Source organism: Streptomyces sp. NPDC050509, from assembly GCF_044457965.1.
Classification (GTDB): domain Bacteria; phylum Actinomycetota; class Actinomycetes; order Streptomycetales; family Streptomycetaceae; genus Streptomyces.
Genome location: NZ_JBITHL010000013.1, coordinates 97,514 through 111,021, shown reverse-complemented (window position 1 = coordinate 111,021; position 13,508 = coordinate 97,514). Strand labels below are relative to the sequence as shown.

Below are 13,508 nucleotides of genomic sequence, written 5' to 3'. Positions count from 1 at the left end.
GCCGGATGAATCCGGGGTGGTGTGCGCGGACGCGGCGATGCCCGGACCGGTGTGGTCCGGGCATCGCCGGGTATCGACCCGGTGGCGCTACGGGGTGATGGTGGGGGCGGGATCCGGGACGAGGGGCCCGGGGTCAGACAGCGAGGAGGTCGTGGGTGTGGACCGGCAGCCCGGTGGCGAGGGACTGGTTGGCGGCCAGCCCGGTGACCAGCGACCTGGCCCCGTCGGCGGCGTCCGCCGCCCGGCCCAGCGCGTCGTCACCGGCCCCTGTCGTGCCGAAGAGGTCGGCGAGCATCCGTACGTCCCCGCCCCCGTGCCCGCCTTCGCCGGTCGCCACCTTCACCTCGCGCGGCTCCGCCCAGAACGGCCGCAGCAGCAGTTCCGTACGCCCGGCGGTGTCTCCGGCGGCCGCCCCGTGCATCACGGCGCTGCCGCCCGCCGCGCGCGCGGCGGGCCTGGTCCAGGTGGACTCCTCGACCAGCAGCTCCAGCCGGCCCCGGCTCCCGTTGAACGCGATCCGGTACCCCTCCCACGGGGCGTACGCCGTCAGGTGGTAGGTCAGCGTCGCCCCCGAGGCGTAGCGCACCAGCACCGCCATGTCGTCCTCGATGGTGACCCCGGGGGCGAACACGTTCTGGTCGCGGTGGTAGCCGTCCTCGCCCTCCGCGTCCAGATACAGGGCCTTGAGCACCTCCGAGTCCGCCAGACGCACGGCGAAGGGGTCCCCCTCGGCGGCCGGTGCGCCGTGCGCGCGCGGGTAGTCCCGGGCCAGCCCGCGGCGCTGCCCGTTGTCGGCGCCGTAGAAGAACAGCCCGCCCTGCGCGAAGACCGTCCACGGGGTGCTGTCCAGCCACCAGTTGACCAGGTCGAAGTGGTGGGTCGCCTTGTGCACCAGCAGCCCGCCGGAGTTCGCCTTCTCCCTGTGCCACCGGCGGAAGTAGTCCGCGCCGTGCCGCAGGTCCAGCAGCCACTCGAAGTGCACCGACCCCACCTCGCCGATCGCGCCCGAGGCGAGGGTCTCCCGTACCGCCGCGTGCACCGGGTTGTAGCGGTAGTTGAACGCCACCCGCACCTCGCGCCCCGTCCGGCGCTGCGCGTCGAGGATCCGGCGGGCCCGGTCCGCGTCCGTCGTCATCGGCTTCTCGGTGACCACGTCGCACCCGGCCTCCAGGGCCTCGACGATGTAGCGGTCGTGCGTACGGTCCACGCTGCACACCACCACGAGGTCCACCCGCTCGCGGCGCAGCATCTCCCCGAACTCGTCCTGGCCGTAGGCGGGTACGGGTGCCTGTCCCGGGCGGGCGTCGGCCAGCCACGCGTTGTGGACGGCCATCCGGTGCGCGTTGACGTCGCAGAAACCCACCAGCTCCACGCGGTCGGCGTACTCGCCCACCAGTGCCCGGGTGAACAACTGCGCCCGGGCGCCCAGCCCCACCACGGCACAGCGACGACGCACGGTGGGGTCCTGCATGGGGATCTCCGCTCGCTCGGGTCAGGAAACCGGGATGTCAGCGGCAACGATTGCATGCGGGTGCGTCACCGACAAGGGCACCGTCCGGCTGTGTGTTCGCGGCTGATTCCGGAGATTTCATTGACTCGATCGTTCTTGCGGGCGTAACTTCCGGGCCAGTTGGAAACTCACTGGCAACGTTTGCAGTCCCTCGCCCCCGTCGACCGAAGGGCCCGGAAGTGCGCAGGTCAGCCCCGGCCGACGACGGACGTCGAGCCCCGTACGACGAGGTGGGTGGGCAGGACGCGCTGCAGGGGTTCGGCCCCTTCGACCGCCGGGGTGCCCAGGATCCGGAAGAGCAGATCGACGGCGGCCCGCGAGCCGTGGGACTTGGGTACGGAGACGGTGGTCAGCGGCGGGGCGGCCATCCCGGACAGGGCGATGTCGTCGCAGCCGACCACGCTCATCTCCTCCGGCACGCGTACGCCGCGCGCCATGAAGCGGCTGATCAGTCCGAAGGCGACGATGTCGTTGAAGGCCACCACCGCGCTCGCGCCGCTGGCCAGCACCACGTCGGCCGCGCCGGTGATGCCTCCGTCGAAGTGTGGTGCGACGCTCCCGACATGGACGATCTCCACCTTTCCGGTCTCGGCCATCATCTCGATCCCGGCCGCGCGCTCCCGCGCCGCCCAGGTGGAGCGTGGTCCGCCCACATACGCGATCCTGCGGTGTCCGAGCGCGTGCAGGTGGGTGAGCGCGTCGCCCATGCCCTCCACGAGATCGGCCGTGACACTCGCGAAGCCCGGCTCCTTGCGGTGCAGCAGCACGATCGGCTTGGCGGTCAGCCCGGGCAGCGACGCCAGTTCCTCACCGCTGAGGTGCGGGGAGCACAGCACGATGCCGTCCACCTCCGGGGCCAGGGTGCGGATCGCGTCCAGCTCCAGGCCCTCGTCCCGCTCCGCGTCGCTCACGAACACGGCGTGGCCGAGTCCGCGTGCCCGTGCCTGCACCCCCTTGCAGATGTCCGCGAAGAACGGGTTCAGCAGATCCGGCACGATCAGCCCGAGGTGCCCCGTACGACCGGTGATCAGGCCGCGTGCCGAAGGGTTCGGCTGATAGCCGAGCCGGTCCGCCGCGGCCCGCACCCGCTCGCGGGTCGCCTCGCTCACCGTTCCGTCCGGTGCCAGAGCCCGGGACACCGTGGACGGGGAGACCCCGGCCACCTTCGCAACCTCTCGAATTGTCACCTGCACGCCCTGAGGTTGGCACCCCTCACCACAGGCGTCAATCAAGGTCGGTTTCCATCCGAGGAGCACGCATGCCCCAGCACTCCGCCCGTCTGCGCGCCGCCGTCGTCGGCACGGGCGCGATCGTCACCGGAAGCCATCTCTCCGCCCTGCGGGCCCATGCCGACCGGGTGGAACTGGTCGCCGCGGTCGACGTGGACCAGGAGCGGCTCGACGCGTTCCGTGCGACGGCCGCCGCCGACGGCATGACGGTCGAGGGGTTCGGCTCGCTCGACGCGATGCTCGGCGCCGTCCGTCCCGACCTGGTCCTCATCGGCACCCCGCCGTCCCTGCACCGCGCGCAGACGGTCGCCGCGCTGGAGGCCGGTGCCTGGGTGCTGTGCGAGAAGCCGCTGACCCTGACGCTGGCGGAGTACGACGAGATCGCCGCGGCCGAGGCCGCGTCCGGCGCGTACGCCTCGGTGGTCTTCCAGCACCGGTACGGCTCCGGGGCGGTGCACGCCCGGGAGCTGATCGCGGGCGGCGAGCTGGGCGCCCCGCTGGTCGCGCACTGCCAGACCACCTGGCACCGCGACAGCGCGTACTACGCGGTGCCGTGGCGCGGCCGGTGGTCCAGCGAGGGCGGCGGCCCCACGATGGGGCACGGCATCCACCAGTACGACCTGCTGCTGCATCTGCTGGGCGAGTGGACCGAGATCCGCGCCATGGCGTCCCGGCTGGTGCACGACACGGAGAGCGAGGACGTCTCGACGGCGCTGGTGCGGTTCGAGAACGGCGCGCTCGCCACCGTCGTCAACAGCGTGCTGTCGCCGGACGAGGTGAGCCGGATCCGGATCGACTGCGCCGACGCCACGGTCGAGCTGACGCATCTTTACGGCCATACCAACGCCGACTGGGTCTACACCCCGGCCCCGCATGTCGGGGCGGAGCGCGCCGACGCCTGGCGCGCCCCGGCGACCGATGTGCCCAGCTCGCACGCCGCGCAGCTCGGCGCCGTACTCGACGCGATGGGCGCCGGGGTCCGGCCGCCGGGCAGCGGCGCGGACGCGCGGCGCACGGTCGAATTCGCGGCGGCACTCTACAAGGCCGCGTTCAGCGGGCAGCCTGTGCACGCGGGCGGGATCACCCCTACGGACCCCTACTACTCGGCCATGCACGGCGACCACCCCGACTGGAGCCCTCAGCGATGACGATTCAGGTCACCCACACCCACGGCGAGCGGATCTCGGTCCGCCACGGCGGCGTCGAGCTGCTGTCCTACGTCTACCGGCCCGATCCCGACCCCTTCGAGGCGCGCAAACCGTACATCCATCCCTTGCGCACCCTGGCGGGTCGGCAGGTCACCGGCTACCGCCCCAACGACCACCGGTGGCACAAGGGGCTGCAGATGACGGCCAGTCATCTGTCGGGGCAGAACTTCTGGGGCGGCAACTCCTACGTCCACGGCGAGGGGTATCTGCCGATCCGTGAGCGGGTCGGTTCGATGCGCCACGACGGTTTCCCCGAGTTCGTCGTGGAGGACGGCCGGTTCCGGCTCGCCGAGGAGCTGACCTGGGTGGAGAACGGCGGGGCCGAGTGGGCCCGTGAGGAGCGCGGCATCACCGTCCACTCGGTGGACGAGGACGCCGGGGCCTGGGCGCTCGACTGGACGATCCGGCTGACCAACGTACGCGACGAGCCGCTGCTGTTCGGCTCGCCGACCACGGCGGGCCGCGAGATGGCCGGGTACACCGGGCTCCAGTGGCGCGGCCCCCGCGACTTCACCGGCGGCGCCGTCCTCGGCCCGCGGGAGGAGGACGAGCCCGTGAGCCTGATGGGGACGCAAGGCCCGTGGCTGGCCTTCACCGGCGAGCACGACGACGTCGACGCGCACTCCACGCTGGTCTTCGCTCACGCGCCGGAGAACGACGAGGACAACGGCGCGATCCACGCCTCGCACTGGTTCGTACGCTCCGAGCCGATCCCGACCGTGGCGTTCTCCTGGGCGTTCTTCGAGGAGTTCGCGCTCCCGCCCGGCGCGTCCTTCGCGTACCGCTACCGGGTGGTCGTCGCCGACGGCGCCTGGGACCGCGAACGGGTCGGCGCGCACCTCAAGGGCCTGCCGTGGTGAGCCTGCCGCACCCGCTGCCGGGCGCCGTCGGACTCTCGCACCTGAGCGCCTACGACTGGGAGGCGGCCGACGGGGTGTGCGGCGGCAGCCCGCATCTGCATCTGGTGTGCACGGAGGCGTACGTCGTGACCGGCGGCCGGGGAGCGGTGCAGACACTGACGCCCGAGGGCTACCGCGAGACGCCGCTGGAGGCCGGCCGGGTGGCGTGGTTCACGCCGGGCACCGTGCACCGCATGGTGCAGGGCGGCGATCTGCGCATCACGGTCCTGATGCAGAACAGCGGTCTGCCGGAGGCGGGCGACGCGGTCTTCACCTTTCCGCCCGATTACCTCGCCGACCCCGAGCGGTACGCCGCAGCGGCGGCGCTGCCCGCCAAGACCGGCCCCGAGGCGGAGGCCGCCGCGCGGCGGCGCAGGGATCTCGCGGTGAGTGGCTATCTGGTGCTGCGGGAGGCGCTGGAGGCGGGTGACAACGGCCCGTACCGGGAGTTCCAGCGGACCGCCGCCCGGCTCGTCCGCCCCAAGGTGGCGGTGTGGCGGGAGCTGTGGCGGGCCGGGGCGCTGGCGACGGCGGAGCGCACGGGCGCGCAGCTCGACGCGCTGGAGTCCGGCGCGCCGGAGTATCTGGCCGGTTCCGGTGCGTACGACAGCGGTCCCAGCCGGGAGGGCGGTTACGGCATGTGCGGGCGCCGCGACGAGTACGAGCTGCCCGGTACGACGCTCCCCCACCGGGGCGAGTGACTCCGTGGACGACCCGGCGCATGCCGGCACGTACAGGGAAGGGAGAGGTGGGTTCCGTATGCCCGGAAACAGGACAACGAGGTCCTGGGCGCTCCTCATGACGCTCACGCTCAGCGCCCTGCTCACCGCCTGCGGCGGTTCCGAGGGGACGAGCGGCGGCGGGAAGGTGACCCTGCGCTACACGTGGTGGGGCAACCCCGACCGGGCGGCCCGTACCGACGAGGCCGTCGCGCTGTTCGAGAGAAAGCACCCCGGGATCGACGTACAGACGTCGTTCGCCGGATACGACGCGTACAAGCAGAAGCTCGCCACGCAGGCGGCCGGCGGCGACGCGCCCGATGTGATGCAGCTCGACTACCGGATGATCGACCAGTACGCGACGGGCGGGGTCCTGCTGGATCTGGGCACGCAGCCGACGGCGCTCCACACGGACGAGATCGACCCCGGGCTGCTCGCCACCGGGGCGGTGGACGGCACGCAGTACGCGCTCGTGCAGGCGCGCGGCACGGAGGCCGTCGTGTACGACGCCAAGGAGTGGCGGGCGGCCGGGGTCGCCCCGCCGCGTACGGGCTGGACCTGGGACGACTGGGCGGACGCGGTGCGTGAGCTGACGGAGCGGACCGGGAAGCCTGGCTCCGTCGACCCGGGCCAGAGCGAGGACTGCTTCGAGGTGTGGCTGCGCGGCCAGGGCAAGTCCCTCTACACGAAGGGCGGCGGGCTCGGTTTCACGGCCGACGACCTGACGCGCTGGTGGACCTTCGCCGACGGGCTGCGGCGCGAGGGCGTCGTCTCGCCCGCGGAGCAGACGACGCAGCTCGACGGTTCGGTGGAGAACACCCCGCTCGGGCGGGGCAAGGCCGTCTCCGACTTCAACTGGGACGCGCCGGCGAGCGGTTTCACCGCGCTCGTGACGGACGGGGTGACCCTGGCGCCGATGCCGTCCGGCGCGGACGGGACGCCGGGGCAGTACTTCAAGCCGTCGATGTTCATGGGGGCCGCGGCGAACACCGGGCATCCGGAGGAGGCGGCCCGGCTCATCGACTTCATGATCAACGACAAGGACGCGGCGAAGATCCTCGGCGCGAGCCGGGGCATCCCGGTCAACGAGTCGATCCGTGCGGACGTGGTCCCCGGGCTCAAGGACTTCGACAAGACGGTGGCCGACTACCAGGCGTCGGTGGAGGGCGTTCTCGACGATCCCCCGCAGGCGCCGCCCTCGGGTGACAGCGCCCTGCAGACCACCTTCAGCCGCGACTACGACCAGGTGTCGTTCGGGCGGATGTCGCCCCGCGAGGCGGCGGAGAACTACGTCACCGAGGCGAAGGCGGAGCTGAGGTAAATGACCACCACCGACATACCCGCGCCCCGGGCGCGCGGCGGGCCCTCCCCCGCGCCGCGGGGGCCGCGCAGGCGCCGGCGCGAGGGCGCCGCCTGGGTCTTCCTCTCCCCCTGGGTGCTCGGCGCGAGCGTACTGACGCTGCTGCCGATGGCCGTCTCGCTCTATCTGTCGTTCACCGACTACGACATGTTCAACGCGCCGAACTGGGTGGGGCTGCGCAACTACACGCAGATGTTCACCGAGGACCCGCGCTACTGGCGTTCGGTCGGCGCGACCCTGGGGTACGTCGTCATCGCCGTACCCCTGCAACTGGCGCTCGCGCTGGCCGTCGCGCTCGCGCTGAAGTCCGTGCGGCGCGGCAAGGGGTTCTACCGGTCCGCGTTCTACGCGCCCTCGCTGCTCGGCGCGTCCATGTCGATCGCCCTGGTCTGGCGGGCGATCTTCAACGACGGCGGCACGGTGGACGAGCTGCTGGGCACGGGCGGCTGGGTCACCCGGCCCGGCTGGGCGCTGCTGGCCGTGGCGCTGCTGACGGTGTGGCAGTTCGGCGCCCCCATGGTGATCTTCCTGGCCGGGCTCCAGCAGATCCCGTCGGAGCTGTACGAGGCCGCGGCGGTGGACGGGGCGAGCAGGGTACGGCAGTTCCTCTCCATCACCCTGCCGATGCTCTCGCCGGTCCTCTTCTTCAATCTGGTGCTCCAGACCATCCAGGCGTTCCAGGTCTTCACCCCCGCGTTCGCGGTCAGCGCGGGGAAGGGCGGTCCCGCGGACTCCACGCTCTTCTACACGCTGTACCTCTACGACCGCGGCTTCGTCGCCTCCCACATGGGCTATGCCTCCGCCATGGCCTGGGTGCTGCTGCTCGCGATCGGCGCCATCACCGCGGTGCTGTTCCGTACCTCGCGCACCTGGGTCTTCTACGCCAACGAGGAGGCCCGATGACCACCCTGCCCCCTGCCGCGCCCGCGCTGTCCCGCAAGGCGGTTCCCTGGCGCCGGGTAGCCCTGCACGCCGGGTGTCTGGCCGCGCTGCTGGTGATGCTGTATCCGCTGGCCTGGCTGCTGGCCACCTCGCTGAAGCCCGCCGACGAGGTGCTCGCCAGTCTCCGGCTGCTGCCGGGCCGGCTGGAGTGGTCGAACTACACGACCGCCCTGGAGGGCGTGAACGACGTCACCGTGTGGCGGTTGCTGACCAACTCGCTGCTGATCGCGGGCGGCGCGGTCCTCGGCAACGTCCTGAGCTGCTCGCTGGCGGCCTACGCCTTCGCGCGGCTGCGCTTCCGCTTCCGCGGACCGCTCTTCGCGTTCATGATCGCGACGATCATGCTGCCGCACCACGCGGTGCTGATTCCGCAGTACATCCTCTTCAACCAGATGGGGATGGTGAACACCTACTGGCCGCTGATCCTGCCGAAGTTCCTCGCCACCGAGGCGTTCTTCGTCTTCCTCATCGTGCAGTTCATGCGCGGGCTGCCGCGTGAGCTGGAGGAGGCGGCCAGGATCGACGGCTGCGGTCCGTTCCGCAGCTTCTCCTCGATCATCCTGCCGCTGATCAGGCCCGCGCTGATCACCACGGCGATCTTCACCTTCATCTGGACGTGGAACGACTTCTTCACCCAGTTGATCTATCTCTTCTCCCCGGAGAAGTTCACGCTGACGCTGGCGCTGCGGTCGTTCGTGGACGCGTCCAGCCAGTCGGCGTTCGGCCCGATGTTCGCGATGTCGGTGATCGCGCTGCTGCCGATCGTGCTGTTCTTCCTCGCCTTCCAGCGTTTCCTGGTCGAGGGCATGGCCAACTCCGGGATCAAGGGATGAGCGCGGCGCCGGCCCGGGAGCCGGGCGAGATCTTCGGGCCGCGCACGACGCTCTTCGCCGATGTGCTGAGCATCGGGCTGATCACGGCCGTGGCCTGCCTGCCGCTTCTCACCGTGCCCGCGGCGCTCTCCACCGCCTGCGAGGTGCTGCGCGGGGGCCAGCGGGACCGGCCGGCCACCGCGGGACGGTACGTCACCCTGCTGCGGGAACGGCTGCGCCCCGGCGATCTCGCCGCGGGGGCGCTGGCCCTCGCGGGGGCGCTGCTTCTCGTGGCGGATCTGGCGCTGGCCGGCGCCGGGCTGCCGGGGGCGCGGGTGTTCGCCGTGGTGGCGGGGGTGATCGGGGTGTACGCGGCGGTGACGGGTCTGCGCGCGTGTGCGCGTGCCGAGTCGCTCACCGACTGGCGTACGGCGGTGCGCCGGGCGGCCGGGGACGTACCCCGGGACCCGGGCGGCAGCGCGCTGGTGCTGCTGGCGCTGGCGGCGGCCGTGCTCTGCGCGTGGATGATGCTGCCGCTGGCCTTTCTGGTGCCGGGGCCGCTCGCGCTGGCGCTCACCGCGATCGATGTACGGGAGCGGGGCGCCCGCCGCTGACGTACCGGCCGTCGTACGGGGAGGCGCCGCACCGGTCGGGGGTTTCTCCCCATCCGTGCACTGAACATCCATCTCTGCTTCACAATTGACTTGCCTTCAGGATCCGTTGGCGGATACACCTTGGGGACGACCTGGGGAGGGCGTCATCGCTGACGGGGCAGCACCCGCCGTGCCACGCGCCGGCGGGTACGCCGCGGTCGCGTCGGGGCACACCATCGCGCCATCGCCGCTCCCCCGGTGCGTCCGCACTCTGACTGGAGGCTGTATGTCGACTCCCGCGAGACCCCGGGCCCGGTGGCACCGACGGATCACCCTGCCCGCCGCGCTCACCTGCGCCACGGTGCTGACCGGTGGCGTCCTGGCCGGCCCCGCCTCGGCCGCCGAGGCCGAGGGCGGGCCGCAGGGCACCGTCACACTGCCGGTGCCGAGCGCCGACGACCGGCCCGCCTTCACCGTCCCCGACCGCGGCTCCGCCAAGGCCAAGGCGAAGGGCGCCGGTTCGGCCCGGGCCGGGGCCGCGCGCGCCGCGGTCAACCGCGCCGACTTCAACGGCGACGGCTTCGGCGAGATCGTCTACCGGACCAACTACGGCTCCGTGTGGGTGGACTGGTCCACCGGCGGCGCCGAGGTCATCTCCGAGGACGACTCCGAGGTCAAGGACCTGCTGCTGCCCGGCGACCTCACCGGTGACGGCAGGCCCGACCTGCTCACCCTCTCCCCCACCGGCGCCCTGCGGCTGCACAGCGGGGCGGATGCCACCAGCGACGGCGGGATGACCTCGTACACCACGCTCTCCACCGGCTGGCAGGCGTACAACAAGCTGCTCGTCCCCGGCGACCTGAACGGGGACGGCAAGCCCGACCTGCTCGCCCGCAGCGCGGCGGGGCTCTTCCTCTTCCCCGGCACCGGTACCGGCTTCGGCGCCGGGATCCAGGTCGGCGGCGCGGGGTGGAGCCAGTTCGACCAGCTCATCGGTGTGGACGACCTGGACGGGGACGGTCTGGCCGACCTCCTCGTGCGCAACGCGACGGGGCTGTACCTCTACCCGGGCAACGGCAGCGTCACCGGCTACCCGTTCAAGGACCGGATCCAGCTCGGCGGCACCGGCTGGCTCCAGTACAACCAGATCGCCGGCGGCGCCGACCTCAGCGGCAACGGCACCACCGACCTGGTGGCCCGCTCGTACGACGGCACCCTCTACTACTACGAGGGCAACGGCGACGGCACCCTCGCCGCGCGGGAGACCATCGGCGAGAACTGGGGCACGCTCACCCAGCTCGCGGGCACGGGCAACCCGCCGTTCTTCGGCAAGGACGGGGTGTTCGCCCGTACCCCGGGCGGCGACCTCTACTACTACTTCGCCACCGGTACGGGGCGCCTCAGCGAGCGGTATCTCGTCGGGGAGGGCTGGGACCCGGCCGACTCACGGCTGACCCACTCCGTGTCGCTGCGGGCGAACGGCATCTCGGACCTGATCGAGCACAGCACGTACGACGGGGCCCTGTACAACACCGGCCTCTACGCGGCCGACAAGCCGCAGATCGCGGGCGGTTCGAAGGCGTACAACCTGGTGATCGGCCCCGGGGACCTCGACGGCGACGGCAGGAGCGACCTGCTCTCCCGCAGTTCCACCGCGCTGTACTTCAACGCGGGCAGCGGCAACGGGCTCTCGGTGAAGGCCCGGGTGCAGGTCGGCGGCAGCGGCTGGATGCAGTTCAACACGATCGTCGGCGCCGGCGATCTGACCGGTGACGGCAGCGCCGACCTGGTCGCGCGCAGCTCCGAGGGCCTGTTCCTGTACGCGGGCACGGGCGACGCGAGCGCGCCGTTCGGCCCGAAGACGCAGGTGGGCGGTGCGGGCTGGAGCCAGTACAACAAGCTCACGGCTCCCGGCGATCTGAACGGCGACGGCCGTGCGGACCTGCTGGCGTCCAACACGGCGGGCGAGCTGTACTTCTACGCGGGGACGGGCATCGCCGCCGCCCCCTTCAAGGAGCGCGTGCAGATCGGCTCCGGCGGCTGGAACCAGTACGCCGACCTGGTCTGACCATCCGGTCCGACCGGACCACGCCCCGCACCGGGGCAGTACGGGCGCCCCGGCCGACGCACCTGTCGGCCGGGGCGCTCCGTCATGTCCGGGGGCCGACAGCGGCGAACCGTCTACCACGCCCCGTGAACCGACGGAAGAGTTCACACCTCACCTTGGCCGGATCCACGGAACGCCGCTCAATTCCGGCCAACGATCAGCTACTTCAGGGGCCACGGGCAACCGGAGTGCACGTCATCGGATCTCACAGGTTGCTCACAGCTTCGTTCCGGACGTATCAGGATGTTCCGGTACGAAACGCGAGCCTCTCACCCCCAACCCTTGCCCTTGTGGCAGATGCAGACGAGGAATCGATGACCAGACACCTTCCCCGCCGCGCGCGGCGTTCGGCGATCGCCGGCGCGGCAGCGCTGGCCGTGGTCGCCGGCGTGGCCGGAGCCGCACCCGTCGCCGGAGCGGCCACCGCTGCGGAGCCGACCGCTCCGCAGCTCAACCTGATCGCGGCCTCCACCTCGGTGACGCTCGACCGGTGGGAGGGCGAGCCGGGGGTGTACGTGGACCTCGGTACGTACGTCACCGTCGAGGGCGGGCCCCTGGAGTTCCGGGTGAAGCGGGCGGCCGACTACAAGACTCCCGTGGTCGCCCAGCAGATCATCCACAAGGGCGGCACGACCCGCGTCAAGACCCTCCCGAAGGGGATGGTGACGGACTTCTCCGGCCTCCAGGGCTTCCTTCAGGTCACCTACACCGACGCGGCCGGCAAGACGGTGCTGACGACCGACGAGAGCTTCTGCCCGAACAACGCGTCGGGGCGGATCCGGCCCGACGCCCCGGCGACCTCGAAGTATCCGGAGAGCTGCCCGACGAACCCCTTCACCCTCGGTTCGGTGTGGGGCGTCGAGAACGGCTGGGCGACCAACACCAGCCGGCAGTACGACGGGGAGCCGGTCGACCTGGCGGCCGGCGAGTACACGGCCAAGGTCTCCGTGGCGAAGCGTTACCGCGATCTGTTCGGCATGCCCGACAAGCCGCAGACGGTCAAGGTGACCGTTCAGGAGATCAAGGACGGGGGTGAGGGCGCGGGCGTCGCGCCGTCCGCGCGGAAGGGTGCGGCGTCCGGGCACTCCGGCCACACCATGTCCGGCCACACCATGTCCGGTCAGGCCGCGTCCGGTCACTCCATGAGCGGTCACGCCATGGGTGCCGGCTCGCCCGCCGCGGCGCCCTCCGCGGCACACGGCGGTCATCACGACGGCCGGGGCGCCGACGCCCCCACGCCGCCCGAACTGCCGCACGTCCTGAAGAACGGCGGCAAGGCCGTCAGCAGGTCCGCGGCGCCCGGCGACGGCACCGGCAGGACCGACGGATCGCGGATCAAGCCCGGGCTGAAGGCCGCGAAGGCCCGACCGACCGGCCGGGCGAGCGTCCCCGACGTCCCCAAGCCCGACCTGCGGGCCCTGCCCGCCTGGGACATCGCCATCACGGACGGCGAGGACGGCGACATCGCGGGCAAGGACTATCTGGCGTTCAGCGCCAATGTGTGGAACGCGGGTCCCGCGCCGCTGGTGGTGGACGGCTTCCGTTCGCCCGGCAAGGACCTGATGGACGCGTACCAGTACTTCTACGACGCCGACGGCAAGCAGGTCGGCTACTCCCCCTCCGGCACGATGGAGTGGGACGCCCGGGTGGGCCACGAGCACTGGCACTTCACCGACTTCGCCAGCTACCGGCTGCTCAGCGCCGACCAGAGCGAGATCGTCCGCAGCGGCAAGGAGGCGTTCTGCCTGGCCAACACCGATGCCATCGACTACACGGTGGAGAACGCCAACTGGGCTCCGTACAACACCGATCTGTCCACCGCCTGCGGTGTGCAGAACTCGATATCGGTGCGCGAGGTGCTGGACGTCGGCTCCGGTGACACGTACACCCAGTACCGCCCCGGCCAGTCCTTCGACGTCACGGACCTGCCGAACGGCACCTACTACATCCAGGTGATCGCCAACCCCGAGCACCGGCTGCACGAGACCGACCTGTCCAACAACGTCGCGCTGCGCAAGGTGGTCCTGAGCGGCGAGCCGGGCGCCCGTACGGTGACCGTGCCCCCGCACCACCTGGTCACCGCTCCCTGACCGGAGCCCGCTGAACGCCCCGGTCCCGCGCTGCCCACA

Annotated in this window: 11 protein-coding genes; 9 read left to right on the top strand and 2 right to left on the bottom strand. The window is 71.6% G+C overall.

Annotated features, from left to right (window positions below; translation table 11 throughout):
• Positions 1-133: 133 nt before the first annotated feature.
• Positions 134-1,471 (bottom strand): Gfo/Idh/MocA family protein, encoded by a 1,338-nt coding sequence (locus ACIBJC_RS31670; RefSeq protein ID WP_399298391.1) that lies wholly within the window; start codon positions 1,469-1,471, stop codon positions 134-136.
• A gap of 227 nt (positions 1,472-1,698) precedes the next feature.
• Positions 1,699-2,649 carry a LacI family DNA-binding transcriptional regulator gene (locus ACIBJC_RS31665; protein ID WP_399298571.1) on the bottom strand — a complete coding sequence of 317 codons (951 nt, stop codon included), beginning with the start codon at positions 2,647-2,649 and terminating at the stop codon, positions 1,699-1,701.
• A gap of 119 nt (positions 2,650-2,768) precedes the next feature.
• Between ACIBJC_RS31665 and ACIBJC_RS31660 the strand changes: the two genes are divergently transcribed.
• The 9 genes from ACIBJC_RS31660 to ACIBJC_RS31620 all read left to right on the top strand — a co-directional run bounded on the left by ACIBJC_RS31660 (position 2,769) and on the right by ACIBJC_RS31620 (position 13,469).
• A complete protein-coding gene (locus ACIBJC_RS31660; RefSeq protein WP_399298389.1) occupies positions 2,769-3,887 on the top strand; it encodes a Gfo/Idh/MocA family protein in 1,119 nt (372 codons plus the stop codon).
• Positions 3,884-4,807, top strand: a complete 924-nt coding sequence (locus ACIBJC_RS31655; RefSeq protein ID WP_399298388.1) for a PmoA family protein — start codon at positions 3,884-3,886, stop codon at positions 4,805-4,807. Before ACIBJC_RS31660 ends, ACIBJC_RS31655 begins: the two co-directional genes overlap by 4 nt.
• On the top strand, positions 4,801-5,547 hold the full coding sequence (locus ACIBJC_RS31650) for a cupin (RefSeq protein WP_399298386.1): 747 nt from the start codon (positions 4,801-4,803) through the stop codon (positions 5,545-5,547). The genes ACIBJC_RS31655 and ACIBJC_RS31650 overlap by 7 nt, the downstream gene beginning before the upstream one ends.
• A gap of 58 nt (positions 5,548-5,605) precedes the next feature.
• Positions 5,606-6,886 (top strand): ABC transporter substrate-binding protein, encoded by a 1,281-nt coding sequence (locus tag ACIBJC_RS31645; protein ID WP_399298385.1) that lies wholly within the window; start codon positions 5,606-5,608, stop codon positions 6,884-6,886.
• Positions 6,887-7,828 (top strand): carbohydrate ABC transporter permease, encoded by a 942-nt coding sequence (locus tag ACIBJC_RS31640; protein ID WP_399298384.1) that lies wholly within the window; start codon positions 6,887-6,889, stop codon positions 7,826-7,828.
• The gene (locus tag ACIBJC_RS31635) at positions 7,825-8,700 is read left to right on the top strand and encodes a carbohydrate ABC transporter permease (protein WP_399298383.1); all 876 of its coding nucleotides are present in this window, start codon (positions 7,825-7,827) and stop codon (positions 8,698-8,700) included. Before ACIBJC_RS31640 ends, ACIBJC_RS31635 begins: the two co-directional genes overlap by 4 nt.
• Positions 8,697-9,293, top strand: a complete 597-nt coding sequence (locus ACIBJC_RS31630; RefSeq protein WP_399298381.1) for a hypothetical protein — start codon at positions 8,697-8,699, stop codon at positions 9,291-9,293. The genes ACIBJC_RS31635 and ACIBJC_RS31630 overlap by 4 nt, the downstream gene beginning before the upstream one ends.
• Positions 9,294-9,558: 265 nt before the next feature.
• Positions 9,559-11,340 carry an FG-GAP repeat domain-containing protein gene (locus ACIBJC_RS31625; RefSeq protein ID WP_399298380.1) on the top strand — a complete coding sequence of 594 codons (1,782 nt, stop codon included), beginning with the start codon at positions 9,559-9,561 and terminating at the stop codon, positions 11,338-11,340.
• Between the two features lie 353 nt (positions 11,341-11,693).
• Complete coding sequence (locus tag ACIBJC_RS31620) at positions 11,694-13,469, top strand: lysyl oxidase family protein (RefSeq protein WP_399298378.1); 1,776 nt, start codon at positions 11,694-11,696, stop codon at positions 13,467-13,469.
• Positions 13,470-13,508 lie beyond the last annotated feature (39 nt).

Coding starts and splice junctions, on each gene's coding strand:
- ACIBJC_RS31640 (WP_399298384.1), top strand. CDS start 6,887: ATGACCACCACCGACATACCCGCGCCCCGGGCGCGCGGCGGGCCCTCC.
- ACIBJC_RS31645 (WP_399298385.1), top strand. CDS start 5,606: ATGCCCGGAAACAGGACAACGAGGTCCTGGGCGCTCCTCATGACGCTC.
- ACIBJC_RS31630 (WP_399298381.1), top strand. CDS start 8,697: ATGAGCGCGGCGCCGGCCCGGGAGCCGGGCGAGATCTTCGGGCCGCGC.
- ACIBJC_RS31670 (WP_399298391.1), bottom strand. CDS start 1,471: ATGCAGGACCCCACCGTGCGTCGTCGCTGTGCCGTGGTGGGGCTGGGC.
- ACIBJC_RS31660 (WP_399298389.1), top strand. CDS start 2,769: ATGCCCCAGCACTCCGCCCGTCTGCGCGCCGCCGTCGTCGGCACGGGC.
- ACIBJC_RS31655 (WP_399298388.1), top strand. CDS start 3,884: ATGACGATTCAGGTCACCCACACCCACGGCGAGCGGATCTCGGTCCGC.
- ACIBJC_RS31620 (WP_399298378.1), top strand. CDS start 11,694: ATGACCAGACACCTTCCCCGCCGCGCGCGGCGTTCGGCGATCGCCGGC.
- ACIBJC_RS31625 (WP_399298380.1), top strand. CDS start 9,559: ATGTCGACTCCCGCGAGACCCCGGGCCCGGTGGCACCGACGGATCACC.
- ACIBJC_RS31635 (WP_399298383.1), top strand. CDS start 7,825: ATGACCACCCTGCCCCCTGCCGCGCCCGCGCTGTCCCGCAAGGCGGTT.